The sequence below is a fragment of the Rathayibacter sp. AY1F3 genome (assembly GCF_002931975.1).
Taxonomy (GTDB): domain Bacteria; phylum Actinomycetota; class Actinomycetes; order Actinomycetales; family Microbacteriaceae; genus Rathayibacter.
In genome coordinates this window covers 1-12,570 of record NZ_PSVF01000003.1, presented here as the reverse complement: position 1 = coordinate 12,570, position 12,570 = coordinate 1, and the positions used below count along the sequence as shown (strand labels likewise).

Below are 12,570 nucleotides of genomic sequence, written 5' to 3'. Positions count from 1 at the left end.
GATGAAGTCCGAGCACGAGTACGCGGTGTCCGTCGTCTGGGAGGGCGACCGGGGCACCGGCACGAGCTGCTACCGCGAGTACGGGCGCCAGCTGACCGTCACGGCGGAGGGCCCGGCGCCCATCCTCGCCTCGGCCGACACGCCCTTCCGGGGCGACGCCGACCGCTGGAACCCGGAGCAGCTGCTCCTCGCGGCGCTCGCGCAGTGCCACCTCCTCTCCTACCTGCACGTGGCGGTCAAGAACGGAGTCGTCGTCACCGGCTACACGGACGACGCGGTGGGCTCGATGCTGCAGGAGGGGGAGAGCGGCCGCTTCACCTCGGTGACCCTCCGGCCCCGCGTCACTGTCGCCGAGGAGTCGATGGTGGCGATCGCCCAGACGCTGCACGCCGAGGCCTCCCGGCTCTGCTTCATCGCGAACTCGGTCAACTTCCCCGTCGCCCACGAGCCGGAGGCGTCCGCGCGCTGAGGCTCAGCGGCGCTCGTGCGGGAGCGCCCGGCGGATGCGCTCGACCGTGGTCGTCGGCGGCGACTCGTTGTACGCACCGGCGAGCTCCTGCCCGGAGAGCGCGTGGACGGCCGCCATCACCTCGTCGGTGGCGTGGCGTCGGGCGCGGCCGGAGTCGGCGGAGCCGTGCCGCGAGAGGTCCAGCGGAGCCCCGAAGCGGACCGTGATCCGGTGCAGGCGCGGCACCCTCGTGCCCACCGGCTGGAGCTCCTGCGTGCCGATCATGCCGACGGGGACCACCGGCGCGCCCGTGGTGAGGGCGAGCCACGCCACTCCGGTGCGGCCTTTGTAGAGGCGCCCGTCGCGGGAGCGGGTGCCCTCGGGGTAAACGGCGAACGCCTCGTCCCGCTCGAGGATCGCCCGGCCGAGGTCCAGCGCCTCCTGAGCGGCCTGGCCGGCGCCGCGCTCGACCGCGACGGCTCCGACGCTCGTGAAGAAGGCGCGCGAGAGGGCGCCCCGCACGCCGGTCCCCGTGAAGTAGTCCGACTTGGCCAGGAACTGCACCGGCCGCGGGGCGAGCAGCGTCAGCACCGGGGAGTCGATGAACGAGAGGTGGTTGGCCGCCAGGATCACGCGTCCCTCGGCCGGGACGTTGTCGCGCCCCTCCACGATCGGCCGGTAGACCAGCCGGCCGACGCCGCCGATGGACAGGCGCGCCAGACGCGCGGAGAGGCCGATCCCCGGGGGAGTCGGCCTCTCGTGGTCGTCGTCGATCCGCATTCCGACGAAGCTACCGGGGCGTCCATGCCGCTCCGGTCATGCGGCGGATCAGCCGAACTGGGCGAGCGCCTCCTCGATGACCGTCGCAGCGTCGTCGATGAGCTCCTCGCTGATGACCACGCTCGGCATGATCCGCAGCACGCTGTCCCAGCTGCCCGCGTCGAGGACGATCACGCCGTTCGTGGTGGCGTGCTTCAGAATTGCGGTGAGCGCCTCCGGGTACTGCTTCTTCGTGCCCGGGCGGACGAGCTCGACGCCCCACATGGCGCCCTTGCCGCGGACCTCGCCCACGACCGCGAAGCGCTCGGCCCAGTCGCCGATCCGCGCCTGCAGCAGGCGCTCGACCCGCTGCGCCTCCTCCAGCAGGCCCTCGGACTCGATCGCCTCGAACGTCGCGAGCGCCGCGGCGGTGGAGACGGGGTTGCCGCCGAACGTGCCGCCGATGCCGCCGGGCTGCACGGCGTCCATGATCTCGGCGCGGCCGGTGACGGCGGCGAGCGGGAAGCCGCCGGCGATGCCCTTGGCCGTCGTGATGAGGTCCGGGACCACGCCGTGGTGCTCGATGGAGTACCAGGTGCCGGTGCGGGCGATGCCGGCCTGGATCTCGTCCGCGACGAAGACGATGCCGTTCTCGGTGCAGAACTCGGACAGGCGGCGGAAGTAGCCCGGCGCCGGGATGATGATGCCGCCGTCGCCCTGGATCGGCTCGACGAAGAGCGCGGCCAGCTCCTGCGCGCCGATGTGGGTGGTGATGTAGTCGATGGTGCGCTCGGCCGCCTCCTCGCCCGTCATGCCCTCGGGGTCGCGGAACGGGTAGCTGATCGGGAGGCTGTAGATCTCGCCCGGGAAGGGGCCCATGCCCGCGCGCTCCGGCCAGGGGCGGTAGGTCATCGCCATCGTGAGGTTGGTGCGGCCGTGGAAGGCGTGGTCGAGCGTCGCGATGGCGCGGCGGCCGGTGAACTTCCGCGCGATCTTGACGGCGTTCTCGACCGCCTCCGCGCCGGAGTTGACCAGGATCGAGTGCTTCTCGAAGTCCCCGGGGGTGATCTCGGCGAGCTTCTCGGCGACCCGGACGTAGTTCTCGTACGGAGTGACGGTGAAGAGGGTGTGCGTCAGCTTCTCGGCCTGCGCGGCGGCCGCCGCGGCGACCGCGGGGTGCGCGTGGCCGATGGTGGTCACTCCGATGCCGCAGCCGAGGTCGATCAGGCGGTTGCCGTCGACGTCGACCAGGACCGCGCCCGACGCGTGGTCCATGTAGATGTTCGCGAGCGTCCCGGCGCCGCGGGAGACGCTGGCGACGCGGCGCTCCTGGAGGGCGACGGAGCGCGGGCCGGGGAGCTCGGTGACGAGCTCTCGGGACTGGGGGACCGAGAATTCACGCATGCCCCGATGGTAGGCCTGGGACCGTTCGAGGACCCGCACCCAGCGCGTTGCGAGGCGCGCCGTGCAGGATGGAGGCGATCCCCGAACGTCCACCGGCCGCCGCCGGTCACGAAAGGTGCCCCTGTGCGCAGAACCCTCGCGATCCTCGCCGTCCTCGGCGCCTCCCTGAGCCTGGCGGCCTGCACCCCCGGGGAGCCGGATGCAGCGCCGTCCGCCTCCGCCACCCCGCTCGGCTGCGCGACCGAGGGCGAGGCGACCGCCGCGGTGCAGACCAGCGGCGACTTCGCCACCAAGCCGGTCACCGTGTTCCCCAGCCCGGTCAGCGTGGACGCCACCGAGCGCTCCGTCGCGATCGAGGGCACCGGCGAGGAGGTCGCCGAGGGCGACACCGTGCTGGTCGACTACACGCTCTACAACGGGACGAGCGGTGCCGAGTTCTCGGCGAGCAGCTACGCGCCCGGTGGCCGCGCGGCCTTCGAAGTCGACACCGACCAGTACCTCGCCGGCCTCGTGAAGGCCGTCAACTGCGCGACCGTCGGCTCGCGCGTCGTCGCCGTCGTTCCCCCGGCCGACGCGTTCGGCGACGCCGGGCAGAGCCAGTTCGGCATCGCCGCGACCGACTCGATCGTCATGGTGATCGACGTCGAGCAGATCGTGCCGACCGCCGCCGACGGCGAGCCGCAGCCCCCGGTCGACGGCCTGCCGACGGTGGCGCTCGCCGAGGACGGGGCGCCCACCGTCACCATCCCCGCGACCGACCCTCCCGCCGACCTGCAGCTCGCCGTCCTCAAGAAGGGGAGCGGCGCGACCGTGGCCGACGGCGACCAGCTGATCGTGCAGTACCAGGGCGTGGTCTGGGGCACCGGCGAGGTGTTCGACCAGAGCTGGGGGAAGCCCGCTCCCGCCGCCTTCGGCACCGGCGACGTGATCGAGGGCTTCAAGGAGGCCGTGGTCGGCCAGACCGTCGGCTCGCAGGTGCTCGTCACCATCCCGCCGTCGAAGGGCTACGGCGACCAGGGCAACCAGAACGCGGGGATCAGCGGGACCGACACCCTCGTCTTCGTGGTCGACATCCTCGCCATCAGCTGACCGGGAGGCGCTGGGTGCTCCGTGCCAGGATGGGCGGATGCGCAGGGTCATCATCCTCGGCTCGACCGGGTCCATCGGCACGCAGGCTCTCGACGTCATCGGCGCGAACCGCGAGCGGTTCGAGGTCGTCGGCCTCGCCGCCGGCTCGAACCGGACGGCGGTCGCCGAGCAGGCGTCCGCGTTCGGCGTCGAGCACACGGCGTTCGGCGCGGAGGAGGCCGAGCAGCTGATCCGCTCGGTCGACGCGGACGTCGTGCTGAACGGGATCACCGGCTCGGTGGGGCTCGGCCCGACGCTCGCGGCGCTCGAGGAGGGCAGGACGCTCGCCCTTGCCAACAAGGAGTCGCTGATCGTCGGCGGCGAGCTCGTCACCTCGCTCGCCGGTCCCGGCCAGATCGTGCCGGTCGACTCCGAGCACTCCGCGATCGCCCAGGCACTCCTCGCGGGCGAGCACCGCGAGGTCCGCCGCCTCGTGCTGACCGCGTCCGGCGGGCCGTTCCGGGGACGCGACCGCGCCTCCCTCCGCGACGTCACCCCGGCGCAGGCGCTCGCGCACCCGACCTGGGACATGGGCCTGGTCGTCACGACCAACTCCTCCACCCTGGTCAACAAGGGGCTCGAGGTGATCGAGGCGCACCTGCTCTTCGACGTGCCCTACGACCGGATCGACGTCACCGTGCACCCGCAGTCGGTGATCCACTCGATGGTCGAGTACGTCGACGGCTCGACGATCGCCCAGGCCTCGCCGCCGGACATGCGGCTCCCGATCTCGCTCGGCCTCGACTGGCCGCACCGCGTCGCCGGGGTCGGCGTCCCGCTCGACTGGACCCGCTCCCACTCCTGGACGTTCGAGCCGCTGGACGAGGAGGCGTTCCCCTCGGTCCGGCTCGCGAAGCGCGTCGGGGAGGCGGGCGCCTCCTACCCGGCTGTGTTCAACGCGGCGAACGAGCAGGCCGTGCAGGCGTTCCACGCCGGGCGGATCGGCTATCTCGACATCCTCGAGACGGTGGAGGCGGTGGTCGACGCGCACAGCGTCGACGGCGCGCTGACCCGCGAGTCGCTGGCCGCGGCGGAGGAGTGGGCGCGCCGCACGGCGGACGAGCGGATCGCCGGAGTCTGACCAGGGGTCATCCGGACGGGCTCCGTCTCCGCGGATCCGTGTCGGCGGACGTCGCGCCGCTGATCCGCTCGGCCGCGGAGTTCATCGGATCCGTGCAGGCGCACCCCAGCGTAGACGGGCGGGCCCGGCCTACAGTGTGTCGGTGGAATCCGTGCTGCTCTTCGTCCTCGGCGTCGTCATCATCGCCGTCGGCGTCGCCCTCTCCATCGCCCTGCACGAGGTCGGGCACCTGCTCCCCGCCAAGCTGTTCGGGGTCAAGGTCACGCAGTACATGATCGGGTTCGGGCCGACCCTCTTCTCCCGGCGCCGCGGCGAGACGGAGTACGGCGTCAAGGCGATCCCGCTCGGCGGCTACATCGCCATGATCGGCATGTACCCGCCGAAGCACCCGGGGGACCGGCCCACGGAGTCGAGCACCGGCTTCTTCAACGGCCTGGCGTCCTCCGAGGCCCAGCTCGAGGAGCCCCGGCGCGGCGCCTACGCCACGATGATCGACGAGGCCCGTGCCGCCAGCGCGGAGACGATCGGCGACGGCGAGGACCATCGCGCGTTCTACCGGCTCCCCGTGTGGAAGCGCGTGATCGTCATGGCCGGCGGCCCCTTCATGAACCTCGTGATCGCCACGGTCCTCTTCACCGTCCTCCTCTGCGGCATCGGGATCCCGCAGAGCACCAGCACCCTCGCCGCGGTCTCGCAGTGCGTGGTCCCGGAGTCGCAGCGCGCGACCGCGACCTGCACCGCCGACGACCCGCTGGCACCCGGAGCCGCGGCCGGCCTGCTGCCGGGCGACACGATCACGGCGATCGACGGCACTCCGGTGAGCACCTGGAACGACCTGACCCCGATCATCCAGCGCTCCGCGGGCGTCCCGCTCAGCGTGTCCGTCCAGCGCGACGGCGCCCCGCTGACCCTCACGATCACCCCCGCCGAGAACGAGGTCGCGGTGATCGACGCGAACGGCGCCCCCGTCACCGACGCCTCCGGTGCGATCGAGACGCAGACGGTCGGCTTCATCGGCATCTCGCCCACGTCGGCCCTCGCGCAGCAGCCGGTCACCGCGGTGCCCGAGACGGTCTGGTCGAACATCACCAGCGTCGCCCATGTGATCCTCAACCTGCCGCAGCGCCTCATCGACGTCGCCCAGGCGGCGTTCGGCTCGGAGGCGCGCGACGCCAACGGCCCGATCAGCGTCGTCGGAGTCGGCCGGATCGCGGGCGAGATCGCCGCCTCCGACCAGCTCCCCGTCGTGTCGAAGGTGCAGACGATGGTCGGCGTCCTCGCCTCGCTCAACGTCGCCCTCCTCGTCTTCAACCTGGTGCCGCTGCTCCCCATGGACGGCGGCCACATCGCCGGCGCCCTCTGGGAGGGCCTGCGCCGCCGGATCGCCAGGCTCTTCGGACGCCGCGACCCCGGCCCCGTCGACATCGCCCGCCTGCTCCCGCTCACCTACGTCGTCGTCCTCGTCCTCGGCGGCATGAGCGCCCTCCTCATCTACGCCGACATCGTCAAGCCGATCACGCTGTTCTGAGTTGGATTCCACGCCGGTCCTCGCCCGGCGTGGCGCGGTCGGCTTCTCGGGGTGGGGGCGTGGGTGGAGCGGGGTGCGGACGGCTGGGGCGAATCGCTGGGACGCGATTCACCCGTTCGCCTCAGGGGTGGCAGGGCGGTCCCTGCCCGGCGTGGCGCGGTCGGCTCTGTGAAAGGGAGCGGGCTGGCAGCGTCTGCGGTGAATCGCTCGGACGGGATCGGCGGTTCGGCTCGGGAGCGAGGCGACCGCGGATCGTCATGCGGTCTCGGGCTGAGAGCAGGTGCGGTGGACGGGTTCCGAGGCGCGCAGGAGGGGCGGCGGCTGGGAAGGTGCGGCGAGCGGACGAGGGGTCCCGCGGCGCGCGTACGATGGGGCGCGTGCCAGCAGTGAATCTGGGTCTTCCCAAGGTCCCCATGACCCTCGCCCCCCGCCGCAAGTCCCGCCAGATCAAGGTGGGCAAGGTGCTCGTGGGCGGTGACGCGCAGGTCAGCGTCCAGTCGATGTGCACCACACCGACGACGAACATCAACGCGACCCTCCAGCAGATCGCCGAGCTCACCGCGTCCGGCTGCGACATCGTCCGCGTCGCGGTGCCGAGCCGCGACGACGCGGAGGCGCTGCCGATCATCGCCAAGAAGAGCCAGATCCCGGTCATCGCCGACATCCACTTCCAGCCCAACTACGTCTATGCCGCGATCGACGCCGGCTGCGCCGCGGTCCGCGTGAACCCCGGCAACATCCGCAAGTTCGACGACCAGGTCGGCAAGATCGCCGCCGCCGCGAAGGCCGCCGGCGTCTCGATCCGCATCGGCGTGAACGCCGGCTCGCTCGAGCCGAGCATCCTGCAGAAGTACGGCAAGCCCACCCCCGAGGCCCTCGTCGAGAGCGCCGTCTGGGAGGCCAGCCTCTTCGAGGAGCACGACTTCCACGACTTCAAGATCTCGGTCAAGCACAACGACCCCGTCGTCATGGTGAAGGCCTACCGCCAGCTCGCCGAGCGCGGCGACTGGCCCCTCCACCTCGGCGTCACCGAGGCCGGCCCCGAGTTCCAGGGGACGATCAAGTCCGCCACCGCCTTCGGCATCCTCCTCGGCGAGGGCATCGGCGACACCATCCGCGTGTCCCTCTCGGCCCCGCCCGCGCAGGAGGTCAAGGTCGGCCTGCAGATCCTCCAGTCGCTGAACCTCCGCGAGCGCAAGCTCGAGATCGTCTCCTGCCCCAGCTGCGGCCGCGCGCAGGTCGACGTCTACACGCTCGCCAACGACGTCACCGCCGGCCTCGAGGGCATGAGCGTCCCGCTGCGCGTCGCCGTCATGGGCTGCGTCGTCAACGGACCCGGCGAGGCCCGCGAGGCCGACCTGGGCGTCGCCTCCGGCAACGGCAAGGGCCAGATCTTCGTCAAGGGCGAGGTCATCAAGACCGTCCCCGAGGCCGAGATCGTCCAGACCCTCATCGAGGAGGCCAACCGCCTGGCCGCCGAGATGCCGGCCGACGACACCTCGACCGGAGCCCCGGTCGTCACCGTCGGCGCGAACTGACGGCGCGGGGCGGATCGACGTGGTCCGCCCCGCACTGCGCCTCGCGCTCGTGGTCGTCGCCGCCGCGCTCCTCGCCTCCGGTGTCGCCGCGCTCCGCAGCGGCCCGTCCTCCGAGGCCGGCGAATGCATCGACAGCCGCAGCCCGCAGGACCCCTTCGGCTGCGACCGCTGGGTGCTGACCGCGGCCGAAGGGGAGACCCCGTACACGGCCTGGGTCGAGGACGCCCGCGTCCGCCTCCGCTCCGAGAGCGTCGGGGGTGCGCCGACCCTGGTCGTCGGCACCGGCTGCCTCGTGGTCAGCGCCGCCTACCGGATCGACGACGGCGTGCTGATCCCCGGCGACGAGGTGACCGGCTCCGACACCTGCTCCGACACGCCGAGCCCCGAGGCCATCCGGCTCCGGGCGCTCCTCTCCGGCCCGATGACGATCGGCGGCACCCCCGACGACGTGCTGCTGGACGGCACGGGCGGAGCGGTCGTCTTCTCGCGGATCCCCGACTGAGGCTCCCGGCGCCCTCGCGAGCCGGGGGAGCGCAGCGGATAGGATCGTCCCTCGTGGTCACCCGTCTCTCGCATCTGTTCGTCCGCACGCTCCGGGAGGATCCCGCCGACGCCGAGGTCGCGGGCCACCGCCTCCTCGTCCGCGCGGGCTACATCCGCCGTCAGGCGCCCGGCGTCTTCGCCTGGCTGCCGCTGGGACTGCGCGTCAAGCGCCGCATCGAGCGGATCATCCACGAGGAGATGGAGGCCGCCGGCGCCCAGGAGGTGCACTTCCCCGCGCTCCTGCCCCGCGAGCCCTACGAGCTCTCGGGCCGCTGGACCGAGTACGGCGACGGCGTGTTCCGCCTGAAGGACCGCAAGGACGCCGACTACATGCTGGCTCCCACGCACGAGGAGTTCTTCACGCTGCTCGTGAAGGACCTCTACTCCTCCTACAAGGACCTGCCCCTGTCGATCTACCAGATCCAGGACAAGTACCGGGACGAGGCGCGGCCCCGCGCGGGCCTCCTGCGCGGCCGCGAGTTCACGATGAAGGACGCGTACTCCTTCGACTACACCGACGCCGGCCTCGACGCGAGCTATCAGCGCCAGCGCGACGCCTACGAGCGGATCTTCGCCCGTCTGGGCCTGGAGTACGTGATCGTGCAGGCCGACGCCGGAGCGATGGGCGGCTCCCGGAGCGAGGAGTTCCTGCACCCCACCCCCGTCGGCGAGGACACCTTCGTCCGGTCGGCGGGAGGGTACGCGGCGAACGTCGAGGCGTACCGCACGCCCGTCCCCGCGGCGCTGCCCGTCGAGGGCCTGCCCGAGGCGCGCGTCTTCGACTCGCCCGACACCCCGACCATCCAGACCCTGGTCGACCTGGCGAACGCGACGCAGCCCCGCCCCGACGGCCGCGCCTGGACCGCCGCCGACACCCTGAAGAACGTCGTCCTCGCGCTCACCGCGCTCGACGGCACCCGCGAGCTCGTGATCGTCGGCCTGCCCGGCGACCGCGACGTCGACCTCAAGCGCGCCGAGGTGGCCTTCGCCCCGGCCGAGGTCGAGGCCGCCACGGCGGAGGACTTCGCGAAGCACCCCGGACTGGTCAAGGGCTACATCGGACCCTGGTCGGCCGAGGGAGCCGTCCTGGGCGAGGAGTCGGCGACCGGCGTCCGCTACCTGCTCGACCCGCGCGTGGTCGACGGCACCGCCTGGATCACCGGGGCCAACGTCTCCGGGCAGCACGTCCTCGACCTGGTCGCCGGCCGCGACTTCCACGGCGACGCCACCGTCGAGGTCGCGGACGTCCGCACCGGCGACGAGGCGCCCGACGGCTCGGGCCCGATCGAGACCGCCCGCGGCATGGAGATCGGACACGTCTTCCAGCTCGGCCGCAAGTACGCCGACGTCCTCGGGCTGAAGGTGCTCGACGAGAACGGGAAGCTCGTCACCGTCACGATGGGCTCCTACGGCATCGGCGTGACCCGCATCCTCGCCATCATCGCCGAGGCCACCCACGACGACCGAGGACTGCTCTGGCCCGCGAACGTCGCGCCGTTCGACGTGCACGTCATCGCGACCGGCAAGGACGCGGCGGCTCTCGAGCTCGCCGAGTCGATCGGCGCCTCCCTCGAGGCCGCCGGCCGCGACGTGCTGATCGACGACCGCCCGAAGGTCTCGCCCGGCGTCAAGTTCGGCGACGCCGAGCTGATCGGGGTGCCCGTGATCGTCATCGCGGGCCGAGGAGCGGCCGACGGGATCGTCGAGCTGTGGGACCGCCGGTCCGGCGAGCGCGAGCAGCTCCCGGTCGCCGAGGCGCTCGCCCGGCTGGGCGCCTAAACCCGACACGCCGAGGGCCCCGCCACCGCTTCCCGCGGCAGGCGGGGCCCTCCGTGCCTCGGCGGGATCCGCGGGTGGAACCCCGGGCCGCGTCGGGTACCCTTGAGGGCTGATCCGGGTGAGAGCCCGGCAGGCGAACGACCGCGGTCACCACCGCGGCATCCAAGTGAATAGAGAGAAAGGCCCGCCCGTGGACATCGACCTGAGCGTTCTGCGACTCATGGAGCGCGAGCGCGAGATCCCCTTCGAGGAACTCGTGCAGATCATCGAGCAGGCGATCCTGACCGCCTACCTCAAGCACATCGGCCAGGCCGACGACGCCGACAAGGCCACCGCCGTCGACGCGCGAGTGCACCTCGACCGCAAGACCGGTCACGTCTCGGTCTTCGTGCCCGAGCTCGACGAGGAGGGCGCCGTCGTGGGCGAGGCCGAGGACTCCCCGCGCGACTTCGGCCGCATCGCCGCCTTCGCCGCGAAGCAGGTCATCAACCAGCGCCTGCGCGACATCGCCGACGAGCACGTGCTCGGCGAGTTCAAGGGCCGCGAGGGCGACATCGTCGCCGGCGTCATCCAGCAGGGCCCCAACCCGCGGATGATCCACGTCGACCTCGGCTCCATCGAGGCGATCCTCTCGCCCGAGGAGCAGGTGCCCGGCGAGGACTACAGCCACGGACGCCGCATCCGCGTCTACGTCACGAGCGTCGGCCGCGGACCCAAGGGCCCGTCGGTCCAGGTGTCCCGCACCCACCCGTCGCTGGTTCGCAAGCTGTTCGCCCTCGAGGTCCCCGAGATCGCGTCCGGCGTGGTGGAGATCGTCTCCCTCGCCCGCGAGGCCGGCCACCGCACCAAGATCGCGGTGCGCGCGACCGAGCCCGGCGTGAACGCCAAGGGCGCCTGCATCGGCGAGCTCGGCCAGCGCGTGCGCGCGGTGACCGCCGAGCTCAACAACGAGAAGATCGACATCGTCGACTACTCCTCCGACCTGCCGACCTTCGTCGCCAGCGCGCTCTCGCCCGCCAAGGTGACCAGCGCGTTCGTGATCGACCAGAGCCTCAAGGCCGTCCGCGCGCTCGTCCCCGACTACCAGCTCTCGCTCGCCATCGGCAAGGAGGGCCAGAACGCCCGCCTCGCCGCCAAGCTGACCGGCGCGAAGATCGACATCCAGCCCGATTCGGTGATGGACGGGGAGTGATCCCCGAGCATCGGCCGTGCGGGGGAGCGGTCCCGGAGGGGAGGGAGTAGAGTGGAAGCCGTCAGAACGTGCGTCGGCTGCCGTCTGCGCGCCCCCCGGGCCTCTCTTCTGAGGCTGGTCCTCCACTCGAACGTCCTCGCGGTAGACCCGCGTGCCGTCCGTCCTGGTCGGGGAGCGTGGCTCCACGACACAGCCGACTGCTACGAGCTCGCGGTCAAGCGCCGCGCGTTCGGAAGAGCGTTCCGGACGCGCGAGAGCGTGGACGCGAGCGAGCTGGAGCAGTACATCGCACGATCCGACCGGCTCGGCCCCTCGACCGGAGGGGCCGGAGCAGCGCACGATCACACCATAGAGAACAGGCAGAACGGCCCGTGAACTGATCATGAGCGAAGACTGATGAGCGGCTCGAAATGAGACCCGTCCGTTCGTGACGCCTGCCCCCGTCTTGGGTGCAGGCCCAAGACAGGAGAGAAGTGGCAAAACCACGCGTACACGAGATCGCATCCGAACTGGGTGTCGATAGCAAGGTCGCACTTGCGAAGTTGAAGGAGCTCGGCGAGTTCGTCAAGGGCCCGTCCTCGAGCATCGAACCCCCGGTGGCGCGCAAGCTCCGCCAGGCCCTCCAGGGCCAGGGCGGTTCCTCCGCGGGAGCGTCGGCGACCCCGGCCGCCCCCGCCGCCGGCGCCCGTCCCGGGGCCCCGCGCCCCTCCGGCGCGCGTCCGTCCGCGCCCACGCCCGGACCGGCCAAGCCGCCCGCTCCGGCGCCCGCACCGCCGATGTCGGTCGCCGAGCGCCAGGCCCAGGCTCAGGCAGCCCAGGAGGCCGCGGCCGCTCAGCGCGCCCAGGCAGCCAAGGACGCGCCCGCCGAGGCCGCCGCTCCGGCTCCGACCGAGGCCCCCGCGGCTCCGGCCGCCGCCGAGAAGCCGGCGTCCGGCGCGACCCCCGGCGGACCCAAGCCCGTGACCCCGCGTCCGGCTCCCGCCGCGAACACCCCGCGCCCCGGCGGCGCCTCGGGCGGCTCCAACCGCCCCGGCGGCACCCCGCGCCCGGGCAACAACCCGTTCGCCAGCAACCAGGGCATGGGACAGCGTCCCGCCGCCCCGCGCCCCGGCAACAATCCCTTCGCCAGCTCGCAGGGCATGGGATCGCGTCCGACCCCGGGCAACATCC

Annotated in this window: 12 protein-coding genes; 10 read left to right on the top strand and 2 right to left on the bottom strand. The window is 72.3% G+C overall.

Annotated features, from left to right (window positions below; translation table 11 throughout):
* Position 1 precedes the first annotated feature (1 nt).
* Positions 2 to 469, top strand: coding sequence for an OsmC family protein (locus tag C5C39_RS02925; RefSeq protein WP_104352643.1), 468 nt, complete (start codon positions 2 to 4; stop codon positions 467 to 469).
* A 3-nt stretch (positions 470 to 472) separates the two neighbouring features.
* Here the strand turns inward: C5C39_RS02925 and C5C39_RS02920 are convergent, their stop codons facing one another.
* Positions 473 to 1,228 (bottom strand): 1-acyl-sn-glycerol-3-phosphate acyltransferase, encoded by a 756-nt coding sequence (locus C5C39_RS02920; RefSeq protein WP_104223042.1) that lies wholly within the window; start codon positions 1,226 to 1,228, stop codon positions 473 to 475.
* A gap of 48 nt (positions 1,229 to 1,276) precedes the next feature.
* A complete protein-coding gene (locus C5C39_RS02915) occupies positions 1,277 to 2,611 on the bottom strand; it encodes an aminotransferase class III-fold pyridoxal phosphate-dependent enzyme (protein WP_104352642.1) in 1,335 nt (444 codons plus the stop codon).
* Between the two features lie 123 nt (positions 2,612 to 2,734).
* On the opposite strand from C5C39_RS02915, the gene C5C39_RS02910 reads away from it, so the two are divergent.
* The 9 genes from C5C39_RS02910 to C5C39_RS02870 all read left to right on the top strand — a co-directional run.
* Positions 2,735 to 3,700: an FKBP-type peptidyl-prolyl cis-trans isomerase gene (locus tag C5C39_RS02910; RefSeq protein WP_181136304.1), complete on the top strand. Its 966-nt coding sequence runs from the start codon at positions 2,735 to 2,737 to the stop codon at positions 3,698 to 3,700.
* A 37-nt stretch (positions 3,701 to 3,737) separates the two neighbouring features.
* Positions 3,738 to 4,820, top strand: a complete 1,083-nt coding sequence (gene dxr, locus C5C39_RS02905; RefSeq protein WP_104349972.1) for a 1-deoxy-D-xylulose-5-phosphate reductoisomerase — start codon at positions 3,738 to 3,740, stop codon at positions 4,818 to 4,820.
* Positions 4,821 to 4,962: 142 nt separating this feature from the next.
* Positions 4,963 to 6,348 carry an RIP metalloprotease gene (locus C5C39_RS02900; protein WP_258075758.1) on the top strand — a complete coding sequence of 462 codons (1,386 nt, stop codon included), beginning with the start codon at positions 4,963 to 4,965 and terminating at the stop codon, positions 6,346 to 6,348.
* Positions 6,349 to 6,725: 377 nt separating this feature from the next.
* Positions 6,726 to 7,886, top strand: a complete 1,161-nt coding sequence (gene ispG, locus C5C39_RS02895) for a flavodoxin-dependent (E)-4-hydroxy-3-methylbut-2-enyl-diphosphate synthase (protein WP_173244694.1) — start codon at positions 6,726 to 6,728, stop codon at positions 7,884 to 7,886.
* A 19-nt stretch (positions 7,887 to 7,905) separates the two neighbouring features.
* Entirely contained in the window at positions 7,906 to 8,388 is a 483-nt protein-coding gene (locus C5C39_RS02890; RefSeq protein ID WP_104225178.1) for a hypothetical protein, read from the top strand.
* A 53-nt stretch (positions 8,389 to 8,441) separates the two neighbouring features.
* Positions 8,442 to 10,208 carry a proline--tRNA ligase gene (locus C5C39_RS02885; protein ID WP_104352639.1) on the top strand — a complete coding sequence of 589 codons (1,767 nt, stop codon included), beginning with the start codon at positions 8,442 to 8,444 and terminating at the stop codon, positions 10,206 to 10,208.
* 190 nt (positions 10,209 to 10,398) lie between these two features.
* On the top strand, positions 10,399 to 11,400 hold the full coding sequence (nusA, locus tag C5C39_RS02880) for a transcription termination factor NusA (RefSeq protein WP_104225180.1): 1,002 nt from the start codon (positions 10,399 to 10,401) through the stop codon (positions 11,398 to 11,400).
* A 51-nt stretch (positions 11,401 to 11,451) separates the two neighbouring features.
* Complete coding sequence (locus C5C39_RS02875) at positions 11,452 to 11,775, top strand: YlxR family protein (protein WP_104225593.1); 324 nt, start codon at positions 11,452 to 11,454, stop codon at positions 11,773 to 11,775.
* A gap of 98 nt (positions 11,776 to 11,873) precedes the next feature.
* Positions 11,874 to 12,570: translation initiation factor IF-2 N-terminal domain-containing protein (locus tag C5C39_RS02870; RefSeq protein ID WP_181136303.1), on the top strand; the 697-nt coding region annotated here is incomplete at its 3' end.